This window comes from Streptomyces flavofungini (genome assembly GCF_030388665.1).
Lineage (GTDB): Bacteria > Actinomycetota > Actinomycetes > Streptomycetales > Streptomycetaceae > Streptomyces > Streptomyces flavofungini_A.
The window spans coordinates 5172115-5197986 of sequence record NZ_CP128846.1 but is presented as its reverse complement, the minus strand read 5'-3'; the positions used below and the strand labels follow the sequence as shown (position 1 = coordinate 5197986).

The following is a 25872-nucleotide window of genomic DNA, read 5'->3' as shown; positions in this document are numbered from 1 at the left end:
CCGTTGACCTTTCTCCGCTGTCCGTCGTCCGCTGTCCGTCGTCCGTCGTCCGTCGTCCGCTGTTCGTAACCCAAGTCGAGGAGACCCCGCCATGACCGCGACACCCCCTTCCCTGTTCCGGCGCCTTCGTGGCCGCGCCCTGGGACTCGCCGTGGCCGGTGCGGCCCTGGCCGTCGCCGCGCCCGTCGTGGTGACCGGCGCGGCCGGGCAGGCGGGTGCCGCCGCCGACCCGACCTCCGCGCTGAAGTTCACCTCCGCGGAGCGCAAGGCCGCCCTCGCGTACTGGACGCCCGCGCGGATGAAGGCCGTCGGCAGGTCCGTGGACCTCGGCCCGTCCGGTCCGAAGGCCAAGCCGTGGCAGGGCCCCAAGCTGAAGACCGTGGGCCGCCTGTTCTTCGTCAACTCCGGCGGCGCCGACACCTGGTGCACGGCCACCGCCGTGAAGAGCGCCAACCGCTCCGCCGTGATGACCGCGGCCCACTGCGTGCGGCGGGGCTCCTCCCCCGTGAACACCAACATCGACATGGTGTTCGTCCCCGGCTACCACGAGGGCAAGGCGCCCCACGGCGTGTTCCCGGTCCGCCAGGCCATCACGCCGCGCGCCTGGGAGACGGACTCCACCGACGACCTGGCCACGCTGGTCGTCGCCCCCGACAAGAACGGCAAGAAGCTCACCGACGTGGTAGGCGCCCGCGCCGTCGCGTTCGACCGTCCCGTCGGCGGCACCGTCTCCGCCCTCGGCTACTCCGCCACCCGCCCGCAGCGCGGCGAGTCGCTGCTGCGCTGCGTCGGTACGGCGAAGAAGGAGAACGGTACGCAGGCCATCCCCTGCGACATGACCGGCGGCTCCAGCGGTGGGCCCTGGTTCGCCGACTTCAGCGCGCGCACCGGCCGGGGCACCCTGATCTCGGTCAACAGCGCGCTGGACTCGCTGGAGCCGACCAAGATGTACGGGGAGGTGTTCGGGAGCCTGGCGAAGAAGGTGTACGACCGGGCGCAGAACGCTTGAGGGCGGGCGCGGGGCGCCTGACGCGACGGGCTCGGGGCGCCTGACGCGGCGGGCTCGGGGCGCCTGACGCGGCGGGCGGGGGCGTCCAGCCGCCGCCCGAACCGGCGCCCGAACCGCCCCCTGTCCCGCGGGTGCCGCCCGCCCGCGCGGTGCGGCGCGGGCGCCCGGCCCGGCCCGGCCCGGCGGGCGACCCGCTACCGTGGCGAGGATGAGCACCCCGGACGCCCCCCGTTCCCTGGCGGAAGCCCTCCGGGCGAGCGACGACGCGGCGATGGCCGCGCTGTTGCGGACCCGGCCGGACCTCCTGACGCCGGTCCCGAACGACCTCACGCAGCTCGCGACGCGCGCGGGCACGCGGGCGTCCGTCGTGCGCGCGCTCGAACGGCTCGACCGCTTCGCGCAGCAGGTCGCGGAGGCGCTGGCGGTGGCGGCGGACCCGGCGACGTATCCGGAGCTGCTGGGGTTGCTGGCGGGTGACGACGGGGACGGCGGGGACGGGACCGGCGCGGCCGAGGTGCGGGGCGCCCTCGACCGCGCGCTCGCGACCCTGCGCGGGCAGGCCCTCGTGTGGGGCGGGGACGACCGGCTCCGTCTGGTCCGCACCGCCCGCGAACTGCTCGCCCCGACCCCGCAGCGGCCGTCCCCGACGGGGCTCGGGCCGACCGTCGCCGAGGCGATGGCGGGGATGTCGCCGGGGCGGGTGCAGAGCCTGGTCGCGGCGGCGGGGCTCGCCGCGACGCACGACGCGGTGTCGGCCGTGGAGGCGCTGACGGCGCTGTTCACCGACCGCGAGCGGATGGCGGCGCTCCTGGACGAGGCGCCCACCGAGTCCGTGGAGGTCCTGTCGCGGCTCGTGTGGGGGCCGCCGTACGGCCAGGTCACCGCCGAACCGGCGGCGCACCTGCGCTGGCTGATCGACCGGGGGCTGCTCCTGCCGACCGCGCCGGGCACCGTCGTCCTGCCCCGGGAGGCGGCCCTGCACCTGCGCGGCGGGCGCGCCCACCGCGTACTGGAGGCGACGGCACCGCCCGTCGAGGCCGCGCGCGAACACCGTCCACAGGTTGTGGACGCGACCGCCGCGGGGCAGGCGCACATGGCGCTCGCCACCGTCGAGGAGCTGCTCAAGGACTGGGACGAGGGCGGGCCCGCGGTGCTGCGGGCGGGCGGCCTGAGCGTGCGCGACCTGAAGCGGACCGCGGTGGCGCTCGACGTGCCGGAGCCGCAGGCCGCGTTCTGGGTGGAACTGGCCTACGCGGCCGGGCTCCTCGCGGCCGACGGCGAGGCCGACGAGCGATACGCGGCGACGCCCGCGTACGACACCTGGCAGGAGCTGCCCGCCGCCGAACGCTGGGCCGGCCTCGCCACGGCATGGCTCACCGCGACCCGCACGGCGGGCCTGGTCGGCGGCCGCGACTCCAAGGACCGCACCCTGTCCGCGCTCGGCCCCGGCCTGGACCGCTCCGCCGCCCCCGAGGTGCGCCACCGCGTCCTCACCCTCCTCGCCGGCCTCCCCGAGGGCGCCGCTCCCGTCCCCGATTCCCTCCTCGCCCGCCTGCGCTGGGAACGGCCGCCCGGCGTGGGCGCGTCCGACCTGCGGTCGCGCTTGGCCGGATGGACGCTGGAGGAGGCGGAACTCCTCGGCGTGACGGGACGGGGAGCCCTCGCGTCCCACGCCCGCGCCCTGCTGAGCGCGGACCCCGCCCACCCGTCCGCCGAGCTCGCCGTCGCCGCCCGGAACGCCGCGCGTCTCCTCGCCCCCCTCCTCCCCGACCCGCTCGACCACGTCCTGCTCCAGGCCGACCTCACGGCGGTCGCGCCGGGGCCCCTGCAGCGGCCGCTCGCCGACGCGCTCACCGTGCTCGCCGATGTCGAGTCCAAGGGCGGTGCGACGGTGTACCGGTTCACGCCCGGCTCCGTGCGCCGCGCGCTCGACGCCGGGCAGAGCGCGTCCGACCTGCACGCCTTCCTCGCCGAGCACTCCCGTACGCCGGTCCCCCAGCCCCTCACGTACCTGATCGACGACGTCGCGAGGAAACACGGCCACCTGCGCGTCGGCGCCGCGTCCGCGTACGTGCGCTGCGACGACGAGGGCGTCCTCAACGAGATCCTCGCCGACAAGCGCGCCCAGGGCCTGCGGCTGCGCCGCCTCGCCCCGACCGTCCTCGCCGCCCAGGCCGACCCGGCCGCGCTCCTCGACGGCCTGCGCTCCCTCGGCTTCGCCCCGTCCGCCGAGAGCGCCGACGGCGACGTCCTGATCACCCGCGCGCACAGCCACCGCACGCCGCCGCGCACCCCGCCGGAGCCGGTCCCCGACGGCCCGCCACTGCCCGACGCCACCCTCATCGACGCCGCCGTACGCGCCATCCGCGCCGGCGACCTGGCCTCCACGGCCCCCCGCAAGACCACTACCCCTGGCACCCCCAGCACCGGCGAACTCCCCCGCACCACCCCCGCCGAGACCCTCGCCACCATGCAGGCCGCCGTCCTCACCGGCGAGACCCTCTGGATCGGCTACGTCAACGCCGAGGGCGCCGCCAGCCAACGCGTCATCGCCCCCGTCCGCGTCGAGGGCGGCTTCGTCACGGCCTACGACCACACGGCCGACGAGGTCCGCACCTATCCCCTGCACCGGGTCACGGGGGTCGCGGAACTCGCGGACGACTGACGGGCTCCGACCTGCACACGTTCGGAATCATCGAAAGAGTGAACGCGTCCCGGATCGCCGGACACACCGAACGTGATGCAACAGGGTTGCCCACATGGTCAGTTCATCCCACGAGGGCTTACACCGCATCTTCCAGGAGCGGCCGGAAATCCTCGCCCCCGTCTTCCGCGTACTGGGCCTCCCCTTCCCCGAGAAGGCGACCCTGGACGCGCTCACCCCCGACGTGACGGAGACCAAGCCGCTGGAACGCCGCATCGACACCGTGCTGCGCATCGGCCCGTCCGACGGGGACGACTTCCTGCTGGCCATCGAGGCACAGGGAGCGAGGAAGCCCGACAAGGAGTCGAGCTGGCCGTACTACGTCGCCCACCTCCAGGCCAAGTACCGCCTGCCGGTGCTGCTGCTCGTGGTCTGCCAGGACCTGGCCACGGCCAAGTGGGCGGCCGGTCCCTTCGACTGCGGAGTCCGGGGCTGGACCACTCAGCGCACGCACCCGCTGGTCATCGGCCCCGACAACCTGCCGGTGATCACCGATCAGAGAACGGCGGCGGAGAACCCCGCGATGGCGGCCTTCTCCGCGCTGGCACACGCCCGCAGCCGCCACATCGACGGCATACTGGAAGCACTCGGCCGCAGCCTTCAGCAGCAGGACCCGGAGGCCGCCGACTACTTCTACGAGTTCCTGGACATCAACCTGCGGGACACCGCAGCCGGAGACAAATGGAGGGAAATCTTGGGCTTCGTAAGCTACTTCCCCGGACGCGGCACGGTCCGCGAGACGGCCTACCTCGAAGGCAAGGCGGAGGGTAAGGCGGAGGCAGAGGCCGAGGCTCGTGCCTCCATGATCCTTCGCGCTCTGGAGATGCGCGAGATCCATGTCCCCGACGACGCCAGGGAACGCATCGCATCCTGCACCGACCTGGACACACTCGGCCTGTGGTTCGATCAGGCCTTGTCCGCCGCGACCGTGGACGACCTCTTCGCCGGGACCCCGGCCCCCTCGACGGACACCGCCGACGCGAGCTGAGCCACACCCCACGGCAAGCGGCCCGGGACCACCCAGGTCCCGGGCCGCCGTGCGCGGTCAGGACGACGCGTTCCCCGTGAACAGCAGCACCAGGAACACCGCGACGCCGAGCGTCTGCAGGATCGGTTCCGCGAGGAGGACGGCGGCTGTCACCAGGGCCGCGCCCAGCGTCACCGTCAGCGCGAGGGTGCGCTGCGGGCTCCCGGGCGTCGGGGGCGGCGCCGTGCGGGTACTCAGGCGGCGGGCCCCGCACCGGCGTGTTCGTACTCACGCGTCACAGCGGCCCACCGCCGTCCCGGCGGCGATGCGGCACACTGGATGTTTGGCCTAGCGAAAGGGCACCCCCTGGTGAACGGACCGCTCATCGTCCAGTCGGACAAGACTCTGCTTCTCGAGGTCGACCACGACCGGGCCGACGCCTGCCGCCGCGCGATCGCCCCGTTCGCGGAGCTGGAGCGGGCGCCGGAGCACATCCACACGTACCGCGTGACGCCGCTCGGCCTGTGGAACGCGCGGGCCGCCGGGCACGACGCCGAGCAGGTCGTCGACGCCTTGGTCGAGTTCTCGCGGTATCCCGTGCCGCACGCCCTGCTCGTGGACGTGGCCGAGACCATGGCGCGGTACGGGCGCCTCACGCTCAGCAAGCACCCCGTGCACGGGCTCGTGCTGACGTCGACCGACCGGCCGGTTCTCGAGGAGATCCTGCGGTCCAAGAAGGTGCACCCGCTCGTCGGGGCCCGGATCGACCCCGACACCGTCGCCGTGCACCCCTCCGAGCGCGGCCAGATCAAGCAGACCCTCCTCAAGCTGGGCTGGCCCGCCGAGGACCTCGCCGGGTACGTCGACGGCGAGGCCCACAAGATCGACCTGCGCGAGGACGGCTGGGCCCTGCGCCCCTACCAGCGCCAGGCCGTCGAGGGCTTCTGGCACGGCGGCAGCGGCGTCGTCGTGCTGCCCTGCGGCGCCGGCAAGACCCTCGTGGGCGCCGGTGCCATGGCCGAGGCCAAGGCCACCACCCTCATCCTCGTCACGAACACCGTCTCCGCCCGGCAGTGGAAGCACGAGCTGGTCAAGCGGACCTCCCTCACCGAGGACGAGATCGGTGAGTACAGCGGTACGAAGAAGGAGATCCGGCCGGTCACGATCGCCACCTATCAGGTGCTGACGACACGGCGGAAGGGTGTCTATCCGCACCTGGAGCTCTTCGACTCCCGGGACTGGGGGCTCATCGTCTACGACGAGGTGCACCTGCTGCCCGCGCCCGTCTTCAAGTTCACCGCCGACCTCCAGGCGCGGCGGCGGCTCGGACTGACGGCCACCCTCGTCCGGGAGGACGGGCGGGAGTCGGACGTGTTCTCGCTCATCGGGCCCAAGCGGTTCGACGCGCCCTGGAAGGAGATCGAGGCGCAGGGGTACATCGCGCCCGCCGACTGCGTCGAGGTCCGCGTCAACCTGACCGACAGCGAGCGGCTCGCCTACGCCACCGCCGAGGCCGAGGAGAAGTACCGCTTCTGCGCGACCACCGCGACCAAGCGGAAGGTCACCGAGGCCTTGGTGCGCAAGCATCAGGGGCAGCAGACGCTGGTCATCGGACAGTACATCGACCAGCTCGACGAGCTGGGTGAGCATCTGGACGCGCCCGTCATCAAGGGTGAGACCACCAACGCCCAGCGCGAGAAGCTCTTCGACGCCTTCCGGCAGGGGGAGATCTCCGTGCTCGTCGTCTCGAAGGTCGCGAACTTCTCGATCGACCTTCCCGAGGCGACCGTCGCCATTCAGGTGTCGGGGACGTTCGGGTCCCGGCAGGAGGAGGCACAGCGGCTCGGCCGGGTGCTGCGGCCCAAGGCCGACGGGCACGAGGCCCGCTTCTACTCCGTCGTCGCGCGCGACACCATCGACCAGGACTTCGCCGCGCATCGGCAGCGGTTCCTGGCGGAGCAGGGGTACGCGTATCGGATCCTGGACGCGGACGCGGTGCTCGCGGAGGAGTAGGCAGGGGGTAGGGGCGGAGGGGCGTGCGGCCGCGGCAGGAGGGTCAGCGGCGGCGGACGCCGGCCTCCTCCGCGTACTCCCCGAGCACGGCCACTCCGAACGCCGCGGTGACGAACACCTTCGCGGCGCGCAGGGTGGCGCCGACGCGGTGCGGGCGGTGGGTGTCGGAGAGGGCCGTCGCGCCGGGAGCCGGGCGGGGTCCGGGGATCTTCGGGGCGGACAGGGACGCGGGGGTGAAGGTTGCGCTGCTCATGTGTCCATGGTCGGTTTCGCGGGGCGCGCGCACATCGGCCTGCGGGGGTAAACGTCGGCGTCCGACGGTAGGACTCGGGGGTCACGGGCGGCCTCCGCCGGGAGGACCACCGGGGGTCTGCCCGTACGCCTCGGGAGGGACCCGCGGGGACGGCGTCCCTCAGGGTTTTCTCGGGGGTGGGTCAGGGTTTGCCGCCCCGGCGCCGGGCGGCCCCGCCGTACGGGACTCCCCGGCGCCTGCGGGGCCCGGGCCCGCCCCGCTCCGCCTCCGAAAAACCGTTTGGCCCGCCCCACCCCCGTCACTAAGATTTCCCCTTCCCGCCTCCCGCCCAGTGGAGCGCCGCCGCCCGGCCGGAAACCGGCGGCCCTGAGCCACGCACCGAGCACATCCCGCACCCGCCGCCGGAGGCCACCCCGTGAACGCCGCGCCCTCAGACCCCCTTGCCCGCGAACAGGCGCACCTGACCGCGTCCCGTGCCGCGCTGCGCGCCATGCGCGAGGACGTCGAGTCCCTGGACATCCGGGACGTGACGGCGAACTGGGTCAACGCCCAGATCCTCCAGGGCCAGATCGACGAGCGCGTCAAGGCCCTGGCCGACCTCTCGCACACCCCGCTGTTCTTCGGTCGCCTCGACTTCCTGCACGCCCCCGGCGCGGACCTGGCCGAGGGGGCGGAGAACAAGGGGAGCGAAGCGACTTCCGCGCAAGGGCGGGGGTGGGAGACGGGCGGGCGGTTCTACATCGGGCGGCGGCATGTGCACGACGCCGACGGCGACCCGATGGTCATCGACTGGCGCGCACCCGTCTCGCAGCCGTTCTACCGCGCGTCGAAGAAGGACCCGCAGGACGTCGGGCTCCGGCGCCGGTTCGGCTACACCGGCGGCGACCTCACGGCGTACGAGGACGAGCACCTGTCGGACACCACGGAGGCCGAGCAGGTCAGCAAGCTGCTCCAGGAGGAGATCGAGCGGCCGCGCGTCGGCCCGATGCGGGACATCGTCGCGACGATCCAGCCGGAGCAGGACGAGATCGTGCGCGGTGGCCTCGGCGGGTCCGTGTGCGTGCAAGGAGGTCCCGGCACGGGCAAGACGGCGGTCGGCCTGCACCGGGTCGCCTACCTCCTCTACGCCCACCGCGAGCGGCTCGCCCGCACCGGCACCCTGGTCATCGGACCGAACCGCTCCTTCCTGCACTACATCGAGCAAGTCCTGCCCGCCCTCGGCGAGTTGGAGGTGCGGCAGGCGACGGTCGCCGACCTCGTGGCGCACGTCGAGGTGCGCGGCACGGACGAGCCGGAGGCCGCTCTGGTCAAGGGCGACGCCCGGATGGCCAAGGTGCTGCGGCGGGCGCTGCGGTCGCACGTCACGATGCCGACGGAGGCGGTCGTGGTGGTGCGCGGGTCGCGGCGGTGGCGCGTACCGGCGTACGAATTCGAGGAGATCGTCAGGGAGTTGCTGGCACGCGACATGCGGTACGGGGCCGCGCGGGAGGCCCTGCCGCAGCGCCTCGCGCACGCCGTGCTCGTGCAGATGGAGCGGTCCGGGGAGGCGCCCGACGACCGGGTGCAGGACGCGGTGGCGCGCAACGCGGCGGTGAAGGCGGCCGTCAAGGCGGTGTGGCCGCAGGTGGATCCGGCGCGGCTCGTGCTGCGGCTGCTCGGCGACGCGGAGTTCCTGGCGGAGCACGCCGAGGGGCTGCTCTCGGAGGCGGAGCAGAAGGCGGTGCTGTGGGCGAAGGCGCCGCGCACGCCGAAGAGCGCCAAGTGGTCGGCGGCGGACGCCGTGCTGATCGACGAGGCGGCGGACCTGGTGGCGCGCACGCACTCGCTCGGACACGTCGTCCTCGACGAGGCGCAGGACCTGTCGCCCATGCAGTACCGAGCCGTCGGACGGCGCTGCACCACCGGGTCCGTGACCGTGCTCGGCGACCTCGCGCAGGGCACCACGCCGTGGGCGACGAGGAGTTGGGGCGAGGCGCTGGCCCATCTGGGCAAGTCGGACGCCGTGGTGGAGGAGCTGACGGCCGGTTTCCGCGTGCCGCGCGAGGTGATCGCGTACGCCTCGCGGCTCCTTCCCGCCATCGCGCCCGGCCTCGCCGAGGTCAACTCGGTCCGCCAGTCCCCCGGCTCGCTGTCCGTGCGCCACACCGACGACCTCGACGCGGCCGTCCTCGCCGCCTGCGCCGAGTCCCTCCGCAACGAGGGCTCCATCGGCCTGATCGCCGCCGACGACCGCGTCCCGGCCCTCGCCGCCGCCCTCGCCGCCGCCGGGGTCACCCACCTCTCCCCCGGCGAGGAGACCACCCCCGACACCCGCCTCACCCTCGTCCCCGCGCCCCTGGCCAAGGGCCTCGAATACGACTACGTGGTCCTGGACGAGCCCGCGGCGGTGGTGGCCGCCGAACCCGACGAACGCACCGGCCTGCGCCGCCTGTACGTGGCGTTGACGCGAGCGGTGTCGGGCCTGACGGTGCTGCACTCGGCGCCGCTGCCGGAGGCGCTGGCGGACGCGGACGCGGCCTGAGGCCTGTCCGGGGTCAGACGGCGTCCAGGGTGCGTCGCCACCCGGCGACCGCGTCGGCGGAGACCGGCGCGTCCCACCCGTGGGGCCGGGCCGCGCCGCCGATGTGGAAGGCGTCGAGACCGGCCGCCCTGAGCCGCGGCACGTGGTCGAGGCGGAGGCCGCCGCCGACGAGGATGCGGGGCTCGTACCCCGGCTCCCCGGAGCGCGCGGCCTCGGCGAGGAGCGTGGGCAGGCCCGCGTCGACGCCGTCGGCGGCACCGGCGGTGAGGTAGGTGTCGAGCCCGGGCAGGTCGGCGAGCTGCTTGCGCAGGGCGTCCCGGTCGGCGGCCCGGTCGATGGCGCGGTGGAACGTCCAGCGGCAGCCGTCGAGGACCTCCACGACCGCGTCGACGGCGGCGACGTCCGCGCCGCCCGCCTCGTCGAGGAAGCCGAGGACGAACTCGTCGGCCCCGGCGTCCCGCAGCTCCCGCGCCCGCCGCGCCAGCACGTCCACGTCACCGGCGTCGAACCCGTCGGCGAGCCGCAGCATGACGCGCAGCGCGATGTCGACGGAGGAACGGATCTCCGTGAAGGTCGCGACGGACGGCGTGAGCCCGTCCGCGGCCATGTCGGTGACCAGTTCGAGGCGGTCCGCACCTCCGGCCTGGGCGGCGACCGCGTCCTCGGCGTCGAGGGCGATCACCTCCAGGAGCGCGCGCTTGCTCATGGATGTCTTCCTTCTGGAGTCGGGGCCGGCTGTGGGCTGACGTCGTGCGGAGCGCCGACTACAGAAACACAGGTCTAGTCCAATTACCAGGGTACGCGCAGATCACCCCGGCGCGAATCGCATCGCACCGGGGCGATCAGGCCACGTACCGGGTTGATCAGGCCATGGATCAAGGCGTCCGGCCGTACGACCTCAGCTCAACGGCTGGAAGCCCCGCAGCCGCAGGCTGTTGCCGACGACGAAGACCGACGAGAAGGCCATCGCGGCGCCCGCGATCATCGGGTTCAGGAGCCCCGCCGCGGCCAGCGGCAGCGCGCCGACGTTGTAGGCGAAGGCCCAGAACAGGTTGGACTTGATGGTGCCGAGGGTGCGGCGCGAGAGCCGGATGGCGTCGGCCGCGGCCCGCAGGTCGCCCCGGACGAGGGTGAGGTCGCCCGCCTCGATGGCCGCGTCCGTGCCCGTGCCCATGGCGAGCCCGAGGTCGGCCTGCGCGAGCGCCGCCGCGTCGTTGACGCCGTCGCCGACCATGGCGACCGAACGCCCCTCGCCCTGCAGCCGCTTGACCACGTCGACCTTGTCCTGCGGCAGGACCTCGGCGATGACGTGCTCCGGGTCGATGCCGACCTCGGCGGCGACGGACGCCGCGACGGCCGCGTTGTCGCCGGTGAGCAGGATCGGCGTGAGGCCGAGCGCGCGCAGCCTGCGGATGGCCTCCGGGCTGGTCTCCTTGACGGCGTCGGCGACTTCGAGGACGGCCCGCGCCTCGCCGTCCCAGGCGACCGCGATGGCCGTGCGCCCGGCCCGCTCGGCCTCGCCCTTGGCTCGCTTCAGGCCCTCCGGCAGCTCCATCGCCCACTCGGCGAGCAACTGCTCCCGGCCCACGAGGACGGCGTGGCCCTCGACGACCCCCTGCACCCCGAGCCCCGGGACGTTCGCGAAGTCCTCCGGCGTCGGCAGCTCACCGACCCGCTCGGTGGCGCCCGCCGCGACGGCCTGGGCGATCGGGTGCTCCGACGCGTGCTCCAACGCGCCCGCGAGCCGCAGGACTTCGCCCTCGTCCGCGCCGTCGGCCAGGTGCGTGGCGAGCAGCGTCATCCGGCCCGTGGTGACCGTGCCGGTCTTGTCCAGGACGATCGTGTCGACGCGCCGCGTGGACTCCAGGACCTCCGGGCCCTTGATCAGGATGCCGAGCTGGGCGCCGCGCCCGGTGCCGACCATGAGCGCGGTCGGTGTGGCCAGGCCCAGGGCGCAGGGGCAGGCGATGATCAGTACGGCGACGGCGGCCGTGAACGCGGCGGTGAGCCCCGCGCCGTTGCCGAGCCAGAAGCCGAGCGTGGCGACGGCGAGCGCGATGACGACGGGCACGAAGACGCCCGAGATGCGGTCGGCGAGGCGCTGGGCGGCGGCCTTGCCGTTCTGCGCGTCCTCGACGAGGCGCGCCATCCGGGCGAGCTGGGTGTCGGCGCCGACGCGGGTGGCCTCGACGAGGAGGCGGCCGCCGACGTTCAGGGTGGCGCCGGTGACGGCGTCGCCGGGGGCGACCTCCACGGGCACGGACTCGCCGGTGAGCATGGAGGCGTCGACGGCGGATGAGCCCTCGACGACGCGGCCGTCGGTGGCGATCTTCTCGCCGGGCCGGACGAGGAAGTGGTCACCGGCCTTCAGCTCGCTCACCGGAACGGTCTCCTCGCGGCCCTCCCGCACGACGGTGACGTCCTTGGCGCCCAGTTCGAGCAGCGCCTTCAGGGCGGCGCCCGCCTTCCGCTTCGAGCGGGCCTCGAAGTACCGCCCGGCGAGGATGAACGCGGTGACCCCGGCGGCGGCCTCCAGGTAGATGTTCCCGGCGCCGTCGCTGCGCTCGATGGTCAGCTCGAAGGCGTGCGTCATGCCGGGCGTCCCGGCCGAGCCGAAGAACAGGGCCCACAGCGACCAGAGGAAGGCCGCCGACGTACCGACCGATATCAGCGTGTCCATCGTGGCCGCGCCGTGCCGGGCGTTGGTGAACGCCGCCTTGTGGAAGGGCCAGGCGGCGTACGTCACGACGGGCGCCGCGAGCGTCAGGGACAGCCACTGCCAGTACTCGAACTGGAGCGCGGGGACCATCGCCATCGCGATGACGGGCACGGAGAGCACGACGGCGGTGATCAGCCGCTCCTTCAGCGGCCGCAGCGCGGCCGCGTCGGCGGCCTCGGCGGCGCCGCCGCCCGCCTCGCCCCCTCCCCCGCCGGGCTCCGCGCTCGGTGGCGCGGGCTCCTCTGCGGTGTACCCGGTGGCCTCGACGGTGGCGATCAGGTCGGCCACGGCGACGCCGTCGCCGTCGTAGGTGACCTTGGCCTTCTCGGTGGCGTAGTTGACGGTCGCCGCGACCCCGTCCATGCGGTTGAGCTTCTTCTCGATGCGGGCCGCGCACGAGGCGCAGGTCATGCCGCCGATGGAGAGTTCCACCTGCGCCGTCTGTGCTGTCTCAGTGGTCGACATGCCAGCTGCTCCTCATGGCCGGGTACCCCGGGTCGGTATCGCCTTGCGAGTCCATGTATACCCCTGGGGGGTATCAAGGCGCAAGAAGATCCCGGAGCGGAACCGGGCTTGACTTGATACCCCTAGGGGGTATCGTCGTCCCCATGAACACAGGACTGCGGATCACCGCATACGCCACGGCCGTCGCGGCGGCGTTCGGCGCCGCGTACGCCGTGGGCACGAACGTCGACACCGTGGGCAAGCCGGTGGCGCACAGCGAGAAGAAGGACCACGGCGGCGGGCACTCGGACCAGGGCGCCGAGAAGAAGGGCGGCGCGGCCCCGGCGGGCCTCCAGGTCGCCGCCGGCGGTTACGCACTCGACTTGGAGACGCCGCGCGCGAAGGCGGGCGAGCGCACCGACCTGCGCTTCACCGTCCGGAAGGAGTCCTCGGGAGCGCCCCTGAAGACGTACAAGAAGGACCACGGCAAGGAACTGCACCTGATCCTCGCCTCACGGGACCTGACGACCTACCGCCATCTGCACCCCGCACGCGCCGCCGACGGCACCTGGTCGGTCCCCGCGACGCTGCCGAAGGCCGGGGACTACCGCGTCTTCGCGGACTTCACGCCCCGGGGCGTGAAGCAGAAGGTCACCCTCGGCACGGACCTGGCCGTGACCGGCCCGTACGCCCCCGGGAAGCTGCCGCCCGTCACCGCGACGGCCAAGGCCGCCGACGGCTACGAGGTGCGGCTGACCGGCGGGCTGACCCCCGGCAAGCCCCGCGAGGTCACCCTCCGCGTCACCCGCGACGGCAAGCCGGTCACCGACCTCCAGCCCTACCTCGGCGCCTACGGCCACCTCGTCGCACTGCGCGCCGGCGACCTCGCCTACCTCCACGTCCACCCGAACGGCGAACCGGGCGACGGCACCACGAAGCCCGGCCCCGAGGTGTCCTTCACGGCGACGGCGCCGAGCGCGGGGGCGTACCGCCTGTTCCTGGACTTCCGGCACGAGGGCGTGGTGCGGACGGCGGCGTTCACGGTGCGTGCGGGCGGGGCGCCGCACGAGGCGGGGACCGGGACGGAGGCGCCCCACGGCCACTGAGGCGCCCCGCCGCCGGGCGCACTCGGCCTGCCGGACCTCAGCTGAAGATGCTCAACTCCTCCTGCGTCGCCCCCGCCAGCTCGAACTTCGCGTCGGACAGGGGGCGGCCCGCGTACAGGCGGACCAGGGTCGGAGCGTCCCCGATGTACCGGGCGGGCGGGCGGCTGCCGTCCGTCACGCCCAGGAACAGCGGCTCGTCGAAGCCGTCCACGTCCGCGTGCAGGGGCGGAGCCGAGGACTGCTTGCTGAACGAGGCGAGCAGCGGCAGCGCGTCGGCGAGGCCGTCGCCGCCGTACGCGCCCGGCAGGCCCCACGCGTCCCGTACGTCGCCCGCGTGCACCCACTCGCCGAGCGCGACGCCGTCGAAGAGGCCCTTCGACGCGGCGATGGCGGCGCCCGCGTGCGTCATGCCGTGCTCCAGCTCGTCCACGATGCGGGAGTTGGGCCAGTGCGCGCGTTCGGCGATGTCCCGGTCGTTGCCCTCGGCGGTGAACACCCCCTCCTCGAAGCGGCTCTCGATCACTCGAGCCAGGGCGGCCGAGCAGTGCGCGAGCAGATCCCGGACCGACCAGCCGGGGCAGCAGGTGGGGGCCGCGAACGCCTCGTCGGCGGCGGAGCGCAGAAGCGGGATGAGAGCGTCCCGCTCGGTGCGCAGGAGCCTGCCCGGCCGGTCGGATTCGTACGCTTCGTCGGGCGTGTTCGCTTCGTCGTACGTCATGGCGGCCAGCCAAGCGGGCGTTGCCCCGAAAGGCAACGTCCAGGCCGCTTTTCGCTCACCACGGTGCGGCTCCGCCGGGGTGCCCCGCGCGGGTGGGCCAGCCCGCCCCCCGGGAACGGAGAAGGGGCGGGACCGGGGAGCCCCGCTAGGGTCTGCGTATGGCTGCAGATGATGTAGAAGCCCTCCGCACCAGCTGGCGGGACGCCCTGCTCGGGGCGCGGGGCGCGGCACCGGGGCCGGACCCGGAGCCGTACGGGGAGAACCTGCTCGCCCGGTGGGCCGAGCCGCACCGGCGGTACCACACCACGGACCACCTGCTCGCCGTCCTCACCCACATCGACACCCTCCACCCGCACGCGGACACCCCGCACTTGGTGCGGCTCGCGGCCTGGTTCCACGACGCCGTCTACGCCCCCGACCGCTCGGAGAACGAGGAACGCAGCGCCCGCCTCGCGGAACGGGCCCTGCCGGAGGCGGGCCTGACCGAGGAGGCGACCGCGGAGGTGGCCCGCCTGGTCCGCCTCACGACCAGCCACGACCCGGCCGACGGCGACACCAACGGCGAGGTCCTGTGCGACGCGGACCTCGCGATCCTCGCGGCACCCCCGGACGCGTACGCCACCTACGCGGCGGCGGTCCGCGAGGAGTACGCCTTCGTCCCCGACGAGGCGTTCCGCGCGGGCAGGGCGGACGTCCTGCGCCAGCTCCTCGCCCTGCCCCGACTGTTCCGCACGGAGTACGGAGCGACGCACTGGGAGGCCCCGGCCAGGGAAAACCTCAGGACGGAGCTGGAGCTGCTCACGTAACCTCACGCCCATGCTCTTCAACGGCGGGGAACGCATCGACGAAGCGACGGCACACGCGCTGGCGGCACTGCGCGCGGTGGCGACACCGGAGTACGACTGGACGGTCCCCGCGGGCGACCTGGAGTGGAGCTGCCTGGACACGGCGGAGCACATCGCGGGCGACTTCAACGCCTACGCGACGCAGCTCACCGGCCGCACGGCGAGCACCGGCGCGTACGTCCCGATGGACATCCACTTCGAGGAGGACACGGACGCGGACGGCGCGTTGCACGTCGTGGAGGCGACGGCGGGCCTGCTCGCGGCGGTCGTACGGACCACACCGCGAGGCGTGCGCGGCTGGCACCCGTACCCGTACGGCACCGCGGACGCGACCGGCTTCGCGGCGATGGGCGTCGCCGAGCTGCTCCTGCACACCTACGACGTCCTGCGCGCCTTCGACGTCGCCTACGAACCCCCGGCCGACCTGTGCGAGGCCCTGCTGGCCCGCCAGTTCCCGAAGGTGCCCCCGGCCCACGACGGCGAGGACCACTGGCGCGTCCTGCTGTGGGCCACCGGCCGCGGCACCCGCGAGGGCCACGCCCGCCTGGACCGCTGGCGCTGGCACAACCCCCTGCTGCTGCCCGCGGGCCCCGTCGACCTCGTCGAGGTGTCCCCGGACGCCGCCGCCGACATCGCCGCGGGCGGCACGGGCGGCTTCGAGTGGGCCGACGGCGAGGGCCCGTCCGGGGGCACCCGCGCCGGAGCCGACCGCACCGCGAAGTCGTACGCCGCCGGGACGCACCGCCCCGAGTGGGGCATGTTCGCCCTCGTCCGCACCGAGGACCAGCGCGCCGTCGGCGCCATGGGCTTCCACGGCGTGCCCGACGAGGACGGCTGGGCCGAGGTCGGCTACAGCCTGGTCCCCGCGGCCCGCGGCAACGGCTACGCCACCCAGGCCCTGCGCGCCCTCACCGACTGGGCCCTCGCCCACCCCGACCACGGCGACGTCCGGGGCGTGCGCGCCCTCTCCGACGTCGGCAACACCGCATCCCACGACGTCCTGACCCGGGCCGGATTCGTCCGCGCCGCCGACCGCGAGGACGCGGTCGTCTTCGAGCACCCCCGCGAGGCCTGATCGCGCCCGGTCGACCGGCCCGCCCCCCAGCGGGCATGAGCGCACCTGCGAACACGTTGGCGAAAAGCGTGCCCTCTCGCATGCCCATAGCCGTCCACACCCTCGGCGTCGCCGTCTTCGCCCTCGGCACCAGTGAGTTCATGCTGTCGGGGCTGCTGCCCGCCGTCGCCGACGACATGGACGTCTCCGTGCCGCGCGCCGGGCTGCTGATCTCCGCGTTCGCCATCGGCATGGTCGTCGGCGCCCCGCTGCTCGCCGCCACCACCCTGCGGCTGCCGCGCCGGGCCACCCTCATCGCCCTCATCAGCGTCTTCGGCCTCGGCCAGATCGCGGGCGCCCTCGCCCCCTCGTACGCCGTCCTGTTCGCGTCCCGCGTCGTCAGCGCGCTCGCCTGCGCCGGGTTCTGGGCCGTCGGCGCGTCCGTCGCCGTCGCGATGGTGCCGGTGGCCCAGCGGGCTCGGGCCATCGCCGTCATGCTCGGCGGGCTCTCCCTCGCGAACGTCCTCGGCGTGCCCGCGGGCGCCTTCCTCGGCGACCACTTCGGCTGGCGCTCGGCCTTCTGGGCGGTCGCGGGAGCCTCCGCGCTCGCCCTCGTCGGCGTCGTCCTGCTCGTCCCGCGCATCGCCCCGCCCGCCGAACAGCCCGTCCTGCGACGCGAGCTCGTGATCTACCGCGACCGGCAGGTGTGGCTCGCCGTCGCCGTCGTCGCGCTCGCCGCCGGCGGGGTCTTCTGCGCCTTCAGCTATCTCGCGCCGCTCCTCACCGATGTCGCCGGGCTCGGCGAGGGCTGGGTGCCGGGGGTGCTCGCGCTGTTCGGGGTGGGGGCGTTGATCGGTACGGCGATCGGGGGGCGGGTGACCGACGGGCGGCTGTTCACCGTGCTGTTCAGCGGGATCGCCGCGTCCACCGTGTTTCTGGCGCTGCTCGCCCTGCTGTCCGGCGGGGGCGTCGCGGTGGTGGTGCTCGCCTTCCTGCTGGGGGTGTCCGCGTTCTACACCGGGCCCGCGCTCAACGCCCGCGTCTTCGAGGTCGCTGCCGCCGCGCCCACCCTCGCGGGGGCCACCGCGACGTCCTCGTTCAACCTCGGCAACACGGCGGGGCCCTGGCTCGGGGGGACCGTCATCGACGCGGGGTGGGGGTACGAGTCGGCCGCCTGGGCGGGGGCGGGGCTGACCACGCTGGCCTTGGGGGTCGTCGGGGTGTCGGCCCGGGTGCGGGGCTCCGTACGGGACACCGCACCGCAGACGTCGGAAGGGCCGGCCCTGCTCCGGCAGGACTGAGTCCACCCGTTCACTTCAGGAAGTCCGAGCAGACGTACGTGCCCGGGCGGGCGTCGCCCCGCGGGCGGATCGTGACGCGGATGTCGTCGGTCCGGGTCGTGCCGTTCGTGTCCGCCATGGCCCGCGCCCGCGCGATGCTGCACACGAGTTGGCCGATCAGGTTCCGGTTCTCCACGGGCGTGCCGGAGAGCTCCCCCTGCGGGACGTGGACCGTGACCCTGCCCCCGGCGACCGTGGCGTCGTAGCTGCCGTCCGAGCCGAGCAGCGTGGTGAGCCCGTTGGCGAGTTCCGGCTTCGCCGGTCCGTTCAGGAGGAGTTTGATGACGCTCTTGGGGTCGGTGAACCTGGTCGCGGGGATGCTGGGGCGCGACACGCCCTCCAATCGGCCCGCCTGCGACACGAAGTAGAGACGCAGCCCCTTGGTCAGGCCTCCGGCCGCCTCGCCGCCGTCCAGGACACCGGTGGGGCGGACCCCGCATCCGGCGAGCAGCAGGGCGGCCAGAGTCGTCAGCACGACACCGCGGGCCGCACGCCCCGGCTCGGGCAGGGACAGGGACAGGGACTTCATGCGTGCTCCTCCCGAGGACGCCGCCACGGCAGCCGCAGCGTGAACACCGCGCCGCCTTCGGGGCCGTTGGCCGCCTCGATCGTGCCGCCGTGCAGGCGGGCGTTCTCCAGGGCGATGGCGGTGCCGAGGCCGCTGCCCTCGGAGCGGGTGCGTGCGGAGTCGGCCTTGTAGAAGCGGTCGAAGACGTGGGCGAGGGTCTCGGGCGGGAGGCCGGGGCCCCGGTCGGCCACCTCCACGGTCAGCCAGTCGCCCGCCGGGTCGGTGGCGAGGGTCAGAGTCACGGGGGGCGCTCCGTGGCGCAGGGCGTTGCCGACGAGGTTGGCCACGATCACGTCGACGCGGCGGCGGTCGACCAGCGCCCGGACGCCGTGGGGCAGTTCGGTGCGTACGCGGTCGGTCCAGCCGCGCAGGGACAGCGTGGCGGAGACGGCTTCCGCGAGGTCGGTGGGGGTGAGGTTGAGGTGGGCCGCGCCCGAGTCGAAGCGGGACATCTCCATCAGGTCGTCCACGAGGCGGGAGAGCCGCGCCGTCTCCTCGCTGACGGTGCGGGCCGCCTGGGCCGTGTCCGGCGGCAGGGCGTCCGCGTCCTCGTCGAGGACGGTGGCGACCATCGTCATCGCGGCGAGCGGGGTGCGCAGCTCGTGCGAGACGTCGGCGACGAAGCGCTTGGCCCGCGCGTCCTGCTCGCGCAGTTCGGCGACGGACGCCTCCAGGGCGTCCGCGGTCTCGTTGAAGTCCCGTGCCAGGTCGGCCAGTTCGTCGCGGCCCCGGACCCGCACCCGGGACGAGAGGTCACCGGCCGCGTGCCGACGGGTGGCGCGGCCCAGTTCGCGTACGGGACGCAGGACGGTGCCCGCGGAGAGCAGCGCGAGGACGGCGGCGAGCAGCACCACCGGCACGATGCCGTCCCGCACCGCCTCCAGGACGCCCGCCGTCGCCTCGCTCTCCGCCCGCAGCGACGTGACGGCGAAGGCGTCCAGGCCCGAGGGCGACGCGCCGTCGAAGGTGACGGGGGTGCCCACGACCAGGTAGGGGCGGCCGTCGCGCTCGACCCGCTGGAAGCTCATGCGGTTGTGGTCGCGCACCGCCTCGCGCAGGGCGGGCGTGATCCGCGAGCGGTCGGCGGACGCGTCGGACGACACGGTGAGGGAGCGGTACCGGGCCACGACCACCGCGTCGTCGCCGAGGCCGTCCGCGACGCCGGTGGCGAAGCGGGTCAGGGACACCTCGTCGGCGGGGACGTCGAAGTCCGCTGCGGCCTGCTCGACGCGGTTCTTGAAGGCGGTGCGCACCGCGTCCTGTTTGCGTTCGAGGACGGCGGTGCGGGATTCGCGGTACGCGAGCGCGGTCGCCGTGACCGCGCTGGCCAGGGCGATGAGGACGAAGGCCACGACGAGGCGGGTGCGGAGGCCGACGAGGCGTCGTAGGGCGCGGCGGGCCACCCTCACACCGGCCCGAACCGGTAGCCGAAGCCCCGTACCGTCTGGATGTAGCGCGGCCGCGCCGGAATGTCCTCGATCTTGGCGCGCAGCCTGCCCACCGCCGCGTCCACGAGCCGGGAGTCCCCGAGGAAGCCGTGCTCCCACACGGACTGGAGCAACTGCTCGCGGCTGAAGACGTGCGCCGGGGACGCGGAGAGCTCAAGGAGCAGCCGCAGTTCGGTGGGCGGCAGGGCGATCGGCACTCCGCGCTTGGCGACGGTGAGCCCGGCGCGGTCGATGACGAGACCCGCGTGGTCCTCGCCCCGCGCCGACTGGGAGGGCTCGGCCCGGCGCAGCGCCGCCCGGATCCTGGCTTCCAGGACGGGCGCGGTCACCGGCTTGACCACGTAGTCGTCGGCGCCCGCCTCCAGGCCCCGCACGATGTCGGTGTCGTCGCCGCGCGCGGTCAGCATGATCACGGGCAGCGTGGAGCCGCCCGCGCGCAGTCGGCGGCAGACCTCGAAGCCGTCGACGCCGGGCAGCATCAGGTCGAGCACGGCGAGTTCGACGGCGGCGCCCGCCGGGTCGGCGAGGAGCGCGAGGGCGTCCTCACCGGTGGCGGCGGTGGCGACGTCGTAGCCGTGCCTGCGCAGCACCAGCTCCATGCCGTCGCGCACGGACACGTCGTCCTCGATCAGCAGCACATGGGCCATGCGGCCGATTATGCGTGAGGGTTTGCCCTGTTCAGGCCGGTGGTGAGGGCCAGGACCCGCGTTCTCGCGCATTGTTACGCGCTCATCATGCGGCCATGGACCAGCCACCATGTACGGGCCCGACGGTGGTCCGCATGAGCATCCACACCGCCTCCCGGAGCGCCGCTGCCCGGCGTCCCCTGAGCACCGCTGCCCGGACCGCCACCCGCCTCCGCGTCGCCGCGGCCGTCGCCGCCCCCCTCCTCGCCCTCTGCGTCGCCTGCGGCGGCGGGGACGGCGGCGTCAAGGACGAGGGGGTCGCCTCCGCCCCCGACGAGCCGGCCACGGGCGGGGCCTCCGGCAAGGACAAGGGCGCGGGCGAGGGCAAGGGCGACGCCGCCTCCAAGCCCGCCGCCGAGGGCAAGAGCGCCTTCTACGACGCCCAGATGACCTACGTCCGCTGCATGCGCTCCAAGGCCGGTCTGAAGGACTACCCCGACCCGAAGCTGAGCGGCTACCTCGACTGGTCGAAGATCGAGAAGCTCGTCGACCCGAAGGGCGGCGGCGAGGAGTACAAGGGCGGCAAGAACGGCGTCTGCGCCGACGAACTGCGCGCCGCCATGGACCTGGCGCCCAAGCGCGACGCGCAGAAGGACTACGAGTCGATGCTCGCGCACGCCAAGTGCATGCGCGACAACGGCGTCTCCAAGTTCACCAACCCCACGATGTCCGGCGGCAACGTCATCCCCGGGGGCGACCCGAGCCCCGCGAACCCGGCGCTCGACCGGAACTCGCCCGCGTACGAACGGGCCCGCGAGGCGTGCAAGAGCAAGCTGCTCGAAGGCCTGGACGGAATGCAGTAGTTGACTGCCTCCCCCTCCTGGAGGAGGGGGATCCCTACGGCTCGCGCCGCAGGGGTTTCCTCGTCATCGCCGACTGCCCGCCCGGAGTACTCCGTTGAGGTCTTACACCAGTTCCACAGACAGCCGCCGTCAGCCCGACGGCCAGGATGATCTTCGCCGCGTTCACGTCCCGGTCGTGGGTCGTCCCGCAGTCGCACGTCCACTCGCGGACGTCCAGCGGCATCTTGTCCGGCGAGGCGCCACGGACGGAGCACGGCTCGGAGGAGGGGAACCACCGGTCGATCGCGATCACTTCGCGGCCGTACCAACGGGCCTTGCGCTCCAGCATGCTCCGGAACTCCGACCGAGCCGCGTCGGTGGCGGGGAGCGGCTTCACGGACGGGTCCTCGCACAGCGACGGGTCCTCGCACAGCGACGGGTCCTCGCACAGCAGGGACACGTACCAGCTGCCGGCCGCGTCCTGGGACACGGTCACCGTCGACGGGCTCGCGCCCTCCGGGAGGGGGCGCGACCAGACGATGGCCGGCGGCTCCGCCATCTTCGCCGGCGTCAGCTTCCCGCCCCGGCGGCGAACCGGCTTTCCCTGCCCTGCTCCGTGGGGGCTTCGCTTCCTCTCCCGGCTGAAGCCGGGAGTATCCACGAAGGAGAGACCCGATGAAGCGGCGTACGGGAATCCTCGTCGGCGGTGCCGCCGCGGCCGCCGTGGCGGCGGGCGCGGCCGCCCTCGCGTACGGGGGCGGCGACTCCGGCGGCGGCCGGTCCGAACGGCCGCCCGCCACCGCCACCATCACCCGCACCGACCTCGTGCTGTCCAAGACGGTCGACGGGAAGGTCGACTACGCGCAGCGCCGTGCCGTGAAGTCCGCCGTCCCGGGCACGGTGACGGTCGCGGCCCGCGAGGGCGCCACCGTCACCCGTGGGCAGGCCCTCTACGAGCTGGACGACAAGCCGGTGACGCTCCTGTACGGCCCGGTGCCCGCCTTCCGCGAGATGAAGGTCGGCGCCCGCGGCAGCGACGTCCTCGAACTGGAGCGCAACCTCGTCGCGCTCGGCTACGGCAGCGGCCTGTACGTCGACCCGCGCTACGACCGGGCCACGGCCGCCGCCGTCAAGCGCTGGCAGAAGTCCCTCAACCGCGCCCCGACCGGCAGGGTCGGCAAGGGGGACGTCGTCTTCCAGCCCGAACAGGTCAAGGTCGTCCGCGCGGACGCGGCCCTCGCCGACCAGGTCGGCCCGGACACGCCCGCCCTCACCATCGCCTCCACCAGGCCCGTCGTCCGCGCCCAGCTCGACCAGACCGACGCCTCGCTCACCGCGAAGGGCACCAGGGTCGAGGTGACCCTGCCCGGCGGCACCACCGAGCGCGGCCGGGTCACCGGCACCGTCAAGCCGGAGGGCTCCGGCGACGAGGAGGCGTCCGGCGACACCATCACCGTCGAGGTCTCCCTGGACGGCGGCGCGTCGGCGTCCAGTAAGGACGCCAAGGCCACGGCGAGCGTGAAGTTCGTCAGCGAGAGCCGCGAGGACGTCCTGACCGTCCCGGTCGAGGCGGTCGTCGCGCTGCGCGGCACGGACGGCGGCTACGGCCTCCAGCTCGTCGAGGGCCGTACGTCCCGGATGGTGCGGGTCGAGACGGGCATGACGGCCGACGGGCGCATCGAGGTCAGCGGCTCGCAGATCAAGGAGGGGCTGAGGGTGGGGGTGGCCACGGAATGACGCTCCCCGCGCCCGGCCCGACACCCGGCTTCCCGCCCGGTCCGGCACCCGGCTCCCCGCCCGGCCCCGCCCGCGTCCACGCCCCGGCCCCCGTCGTCGAACTGCGTGACGTCACCAAGTCGTACGCCGGTGACGTGCACGCCCTGCGCGGCGTCAGCCTCACCGTCCACGCGGGCGAACTCCTCGCCGTCGTCGGCCCTTCCGGGTCGGGCAAGTCGACGATGCTGCACGTCGTCGGCACGCTCGACGCGCCCACGGCGGGCACGGTCCGCGTGGCCGGGTACGACGTGGGGCGCCTGTCGGACGCACGCCTTTCCGCGCTGCGCGCCCGCCACATCGGCTTCGTGTTCCAGCACTTCCACCTGGCGGCGGGCCGCGACGCCGTCGACAACGTCGCGGACGGACTCCTGTACGCGGGCGTGCCCCGCCGACAGCGCCGGGCCCGCGCCCGCGCCGCCCTGGAGCGGGTCCGGCTCGGCCATCGCCTCGGCCACCGGCCCGCCGAGCTGTCCGGCGGCGAGAAGCAGCGCGTGGCCATCGCCCGCGCGCTGGTCGGCGAGCCCGACCTGCTGCTCGCCGACGAGCCGACCGGCGCCCTGGACAGCGCGTCCGGCGAGGTCGTCATGGAGCTCCTGCACGAGCTGAACGCGGCGGGCACCACGATCTGCGTCATCACCCACGACCAGGAGATCGCGGACTCGCTGCCGCGCCGGGTCCGGTTCAGGGACGGCGAGATCGTGTCCGACTCCCTCGGCGGGGAGGTGAGTTCACGATGAGTACGGCGTCCCCGCGCACGTCGCCCCGGCCCGAGCCCGCCCGGCTCAAGTCCGCCCGGCTCAAGCCCTCCCCGCTCGCGCCCGGCGACGTCCTGCGCCTCGGCGCCGTCGGCCTGCGCGCCCGGCGGGCCCGGGTCGTCCTGTCCGCCCTCGGCATCGCCATCGGGATCGCCACGATGGTCGCCGTGGTGGGCCTGTCCCAGTCGAGCAAGTCGGACCTGATGGCGCGGCTCGACCGGCTCGGCACGAACCTCCTCACCGTCGAGGCGGGCGAGGACCTGAGGGGCCACGAGCTGAAACTGCCCAAGTCGGCCGTGGCGATGGTCGAGCGCGTCGGACCCGTCCAGCACGCCACGGCCACCGGCAACGTCGACGCCAGGATCCGGCGCAGCGACGTCGTGCCCGAGGAACGGACGGCCGGCGTCACCACGCAGGCGGCCCGCACCGACCTCCTCGACGCCCTGGGTGCCCGCGTGGCCAAGGGGATCTGGCTGAACAAGGCCAACGAGCGGCTGCCCGTCACCGTCCTCGGCTCGGTCGCCGCGCAGCGCCTCGGCATCACCGAGCCGGGCGCGAAGATCATGATGGACGACGAGTACGTCGTCGTGGTCGGCATCCTTGAGCCCGTGGAGCTGGTCCCCACCCTGGACCGGGTCGCGATGATCGGCTTCCCGGCGGCGGCGCGGCACTTCCGCTTCGACGGCCACCCCTCGATGATCTTCGAGCGGTCCCCGGACGGGACGGTCGAGGACGTGCGGGCCGTCCTCGCCCGCACGGTCAGCCCCGGTGCCGAGGGCTCCGTCAAGGTCTCACGGCCCTCGGACGCGCTCGCCGCGAAGGCGGCCACCGACAAGGGCCTGACCACCCTGATGCTCGGCCTGGGCGCGGTGGCGCTCCTGGTCGGCGGGGTCGGCGTGGCCAACACCATGGTCATCTCGGTCCTCGAACGCCGACAGGAGATCGGCCTGCGGCGCGCGCTCGGCGCCACCAGGAACGCGGTCCGGCTGCAGTTCCTCACGGAGTCCCTGCTGCTCTCCGCGCTCGGCGGCGCGGCGGGCGCGGCGCTCGGCACGGCGGCGACGTTCGGCTTCGCCCTCGCGCAGGGCTGGACGGCGGTGGTCCCGGCGTGGTCGGTGGCGGCCGGGTTCGGGGCGACGCTGCTCATCGGCGTGCTCGCGGGTCTGTATCCGGCGGTACGGGCTTCGCGGCTGCACCCGACGGTCGCGCTGAACGCCACGTGAGCTCGCTGCGCCCACCGGCGCCCTTTACGCCTCCCGGCGTCAGGCTTCGGGCGTCAGGCGCCAGGCGTCAGGCGTCGGGCGTCAGGCTTGGGACTTGGGGCTCGGGGCTCGGGGCTCGGGACTTGGGGCTCGGGGCTCGGGGCTCGGGGCGTCAGGCTTCGGGCCTCCCCGGGGCCCTACGCCTCCCGGCCCTTGCGCCGCCGCAACCCCGCCTCCGTCAGCCGCCGCACCAGCTCCTTCGACCCGACCGCGACCGCCCCCGCCCGCACCGCGTCCCCGTACCGGTGCGCGGGCAGGTCGTAGTGGTCCCGCTCGAAGGCCCGCTCCGGCACGCCGATCCGGGCGGCGAACGCGTGCAGCTCCTCGTACGACTCGTCGCTGACCAGGTGCGACCACATGCGGCCGTGGCCGGGCCAGATCGGCGGGTCGATGTAGAGGGTCACCGACGCACCGACCCCAGCGAGCCGACGGCCGCGACCATCACGCCCGCCTTCCCGCACACCCAGTGCGGGTCGGCGCCCAACTCCGGCTCCACGTCGAGGGCGTGCGGGTCGCCCGAGCCGCACACCGGGCACAGGGGCCACCGTCCGTACCGCTCCAGGAGGGCGTCCTGCACGTCCTGCGCGACGAGCCCGGCGACGAAGTCGACGCCTTCGGGCCACTGCTCGACCCACCAGCGGCGCTGCGCCACGGAGTCCTCGACGAACGACACGACGTCCGGCTCGGCCACCTCGTCCGCGACCAGGTCGGCGAGGACCAGCGCGCGGGCCGCGTGCAGCGCCCGCTCCAGCGGGCCTACGGGGACGGAGGATGCGGAGGAGTCCATGCAGCCATTGTGCGCCCCGCCGCGCACCGGGCGCCGGGCGGTCCGGGGCGACGGCGGCCCCACCCGCGGGCCGCGGACGTCGGGGGTCTTGACCCGCCCCGGTGCCGAAAATATC

The 25872-nt window shown here is 74.1% G+C and carries 22 protein-coding genes and 1 pseudogene; 13 read left to right on the top strand and 10 right to left on the bottom strand.

Annotation, left to right across the window (positions count from 1 at the left end):
- Positions 1 to 91: 91 nt before the first annotated feature.
- From QUY26_RS22000 to QUY26_RS21985, 4 genes are all read left to right on the top strand, one after another.
- Positions 92 to 1009 (top strand): trypsin-like serine peptidase, encoded by a 918-nt coding sequence (locus tag QUY26_RS22000; protein WP_289949300.1) that lies wholly within the window; start codon positions 92 to 94, stop codon positions 1007 to 1009.
- Between the two features lie 208 nt (positions 1010 to 1217).
- On the top strand, positions 1218 to 3674 hold the full coding sequence (locus QUY26_RS21995; protein ID WP_289949298.1) for a helicase-associated domain-containing protein: 2457 nt from the start codon (positions 1218 to 1220) through the stop codon (positions 3672 to 3674).
- Positions 3675 to 3768: 94 nt separating this feature from the next.
- Complete coding sequence (locus tag QUY26_RS21990; protein ID WP_289949297.1) at positions 3769 to 4701, top strand: hypothetical protein; 933 nt, start codon at positions 3769 to 3771, stop codon at positions 4699 to 4701.
- Positions 4702 to 5049: 348 nt separating this feature from the next.
- Complete coding sequence (locus QUY26_RS21985; RefSeq protein ID WP_289949296.1) at positions 5050 to 6693, top strand: DNA repair helicase XPB; 1644 nt, start codon at positions 5050 to 5052, stop codon at positions 6691 to 6693.
- A gap of 43 nt (positions 6694 to 6736) precedes the next feature.
- Here QUY26_RS21985 and QUY26_RS21980 read toward each other — a convergent pair whose 3' ends face one another.
- Positions 6737 to 6946, bottom strand: a complete 210-nt coding sequence (locus tag QUY26_RS21980) for a hypothetical protein (RefSeq protein WP_289949294.1) — start codon at positions 6944 to 6946, stop codon at positions 6737 to 6739.
- Between the two features lie 415 nt (positions 6947 to 7361).
- On the opposite strand from QUY26_RS21980, the gene QUY26_RS21975 reads away from it, so the two are divergent.
- The gene (locus tag QUY26_RS21975) at positions 7362 to 9467 is read left to right on the top strand and encodes a HelD family protein (protein ID WP_289949293.1); all 2106 of its coding nucleotides are present in this window, start codon (positions 7362 to 7364) and stop codon (positions 9465 to 9467) included.
- A gap of 13 nt (positions 9468 to 9480) precedes the next feature.
- Here the strand turns inward: QUY26_RS21975 and QUY26_RS21970 are convergent, their stop codons facing one another.
- Together QUY26_RS21970 and QUY26_RS21965 are read right to left on the bottom strand one after the other, a co-directional pair.
- Complete coding sequence (locus QUY26_RS21970) at positions 9481 to 10173, bottom strand: copper homeostasis protein CutC (RefSeq protein WP_289949291.1); 693 nt, start codon at positions 10171 to 10173, stop codon at positions 9481 to 9483.
- A gap of 192 nt (positions 10174 to 10365) precedes the next feature.
- Positions 10366 to 12651 (bottom strand): heavy metal translocating P-type ATPase, encoded by a 2286-nt coding sequence (locus QUY26_RS21965; RefSeq protein WP_289949290.1) that lies wholly within the window; start codon positions 12649 to 12651, stop codon positions 10366 to 10368.
- 143 nt (positions 12652 to 12794) lie between these two features.
- On the opposite strand from QUY26_RS21965, the gene QUY26_RS21960 reads away from it, so the two are divergent.
- Positions 12795 to 13736 (top strand): hypothetical protein, encoded by a 942-nt coding sequence (locus QUY26_RS21960; protein WP_289949289.1) that lies wholly within the window; start codon positions 12795 to 12797, stop codon positions 13734 to 13736.
- Positions 13737 to 13773: 37 nt separating this feature from the next.
- On the opposite strand, the gene QUY26_RS21955 is transcribed toward QUY26_RS21960, so the two are convergent.
- On the bottom strand, positions 13774 to 14454 hold the full coding sequence (locus QUY26_RS21955) for a maleylpyruvate isomerase family mycothiol-dependent enzyme (RefSeq protein WP_289949287.1): 681 nt from the start codon (positions 14452 to 14454) through the stop codon (positions 13774 to 13776).
- Positions 14455 to 14612: 158 nt separating this feature from the next.
- Here QUY26_RS21955 and QUY26_RS21950 point away from each other — a divergent pair, with 158 nt between their 5' ends.
- From QUY26_RS21950 to QUY26_RS21940, 3 genes are all read left to right on the top strand, one after another.
- Positions 14613 to 15260, top strand: coding sequence for an HD domain-containing protein (locus QUY26_RS21950; RefSeq protein ID WP_289949286.1), 648 nt, complete (start codon positions 14613 to 14615; stop codon positions 15258 to 15260).
- Between the two features lie 10 nt (positions 15261 to 15270).
- A complete protein-coding gene (locus QUY26_RS21945) occupies positions 15271 to 16374 on the top strand; it encodes a GNAT family N-acetyltransferase (RefSeq protein WP_289949284.1) in 1104 nt (367 codons plus the stop codon).
- A gap of 80 nt (positions 16375 to 16454) precedes the next feature.
- Positions 16455 to 17654: a Cmx/CmrA family chloramphenicol efflux MFS transporter gene (locus QUY26_RS21940; RefSeq protein ID WP_289949282.1), complete on the top strand. Its 1200-nt coding sequence runs from the start codon at positions 16455 to 16457 to the stop codon at positions 17652 to 17654.
- 10 nt (positions 17655 to 17664) lie between these two features.
- Here the strand turns inward: QUY26_RS21940 and QUY26_RS21935 are convergent, their stop codons facing one another.
- The 3 genes from QUY26_RS21935 to QUY26_RS21925 are packed head-to-tail and all read right to left on the bottom strand — an operon-like array spanning position 17665 to position 20356.
- Positions 17665 to 18222 carry a GerMN domain-containing protein gene (locus QUY26_RS21935; protein ID WP_289949280.1) on the bottom strand — a complete coding sequence of 186 codons (558 nt, stop codon included), beginning with the start codon at positions 18220 to 18222 and terminating at the stop codon, positions 17665 to 17667.
- A complete protein-coding gene (locus QUY26_RS21930) occupies positions 18219 to 19670 on the bottom strand; it encodes a sensor histidine kinase (RefSeq protein WP_289949279.1) in 1452 nt (483 codons plus the stop codon). The genes QUY26_RS21935 and QUY26_RS21930 overlap by 4 nt, the downstream gene beginning before the upstream one ends.
- Positions 19667 to 20356 (bottom strand): response regulator transcription factor, encoded by a 690-nt coding sequence (locus tag QUY26_RS21925; protein ID WP_289949277.1) that lies wholly within the window; start codon positions 20354 to 20356, stop codon positions 19667 to 19669. The genes QUY26_RS21930 and QUY26_RS21925 overlap by 4 nt, the downstream gene beginning before the upstream one ends.
- A 134-nt stretch (positions 20357 to 20490) precedes the next feature.
- Here QUY26_RS21925 and QUY26_RS21920 point away from each other — a divergent pair, with 134 nt between their 5' ends.
- Positions 20491 to 21198, top strand: coding sequence for a hypothetical protein (locus QUY26_RS21920; protein WP_289949275.1), 708 nt, complete (start codon positions 20491 to 20493; stop codon positions 21196 to 21198).
- A 34-nt stretch (positions 21199 to 21232) separates the two neighbouring features.
- Here QUY26_RS21920 and QUY26_RS21915 read toward each other — a convergent pair.
- Positions 21233 to 21763, bottom strand: a pseudogene (locus tag QUY26_RS21915) (RNA-guided endonuclease InsQ/TnpB family protein); the annotation flags it as partial.
- A gap of 89 nt (positions 21764 to 21852) precedes the next feature.
- On the opposite strand from QUY26_RS21915, the gene QUY26_RS21910 reads away from it, so the two are divergent.
- The 3 genes from QUY26_RS21910 to QUY26_RS21900 are packed head-to-tail and all read left to right on the top strand — an operon-like array spanning position 21853 to position 24931.
- Positions 21853 to 22914 (top strand): efflux RND transporter periplasmic adaptor subunit, encoded by a 1062-nt coding sequence (locus tag QUY26_RS21910; protein WP_289949273.1) that lies wholly within the window; start codon positions 21853 to 21855, stop codon positions 22912 to 22914.
- Entirely contained in the window at positions 22911 to 23690 is a 780-nt protein-coding gene (locus tag QUY26_RS21905) for an ABC transporter ATP-binding protein (protein ID WP_289949271.1), read from the top strand. Before QUY26_RS21910 ends, QUY26_RS21905 begins: the two co-directional genes overlap by 4 nt.
- Positions 23687 to 24931, top strand: a complete 1245-nt coding sequence (locus tag QUY26_RS21900) for an ABC transporter permease (protein ID WP_289949269.1) — start codon at positions 23687 to 23689, stop codon at positions 24929 to 24931. The genes QUY26_RS21905 and QUY26_RS21900 overlap by 4 nt, the downstream gene beginning before the upstream one ends.
- A gap of 176 nt (positions 24932 to 25107) precedes the next feature.
- On the opposite strand, the gene QUY26_RS21895 is transcribed toward QUY26_RS21900, so the two are convergent.
- Together QUY26_RS21895 and QUY26_RS21890 are read right to left on the bottom strand one after the other, a co-directional pair.
- The gene (locus QUY26_RS21895; protein ID WP_289949267.1) at positions 25108 to 25374 is read right to left on the bottom strand and encodes a DUF4031 domain-containing protein; all 267 of its coding nucleotides are present in this window, start codon (positions 25372 to 25374) and stop codon (positions 25108 to 25110) included.
- Positions 25371 to 25757, bottom strand: a complete 387-nt coding sequence (locus QUY26_RS21890; protein ID WP_289949265.1) for a hypothetical protein — start codon at positions 25755 to 25757, stop codon at positions 25371 to 25373. Before QUY26_RS21890 ends, QUY26_RS21895 begins: the two co-directional genes overlap by 4 nt.
- Positions 25758 to 25872: the final 115 nt, after the last annotated feature.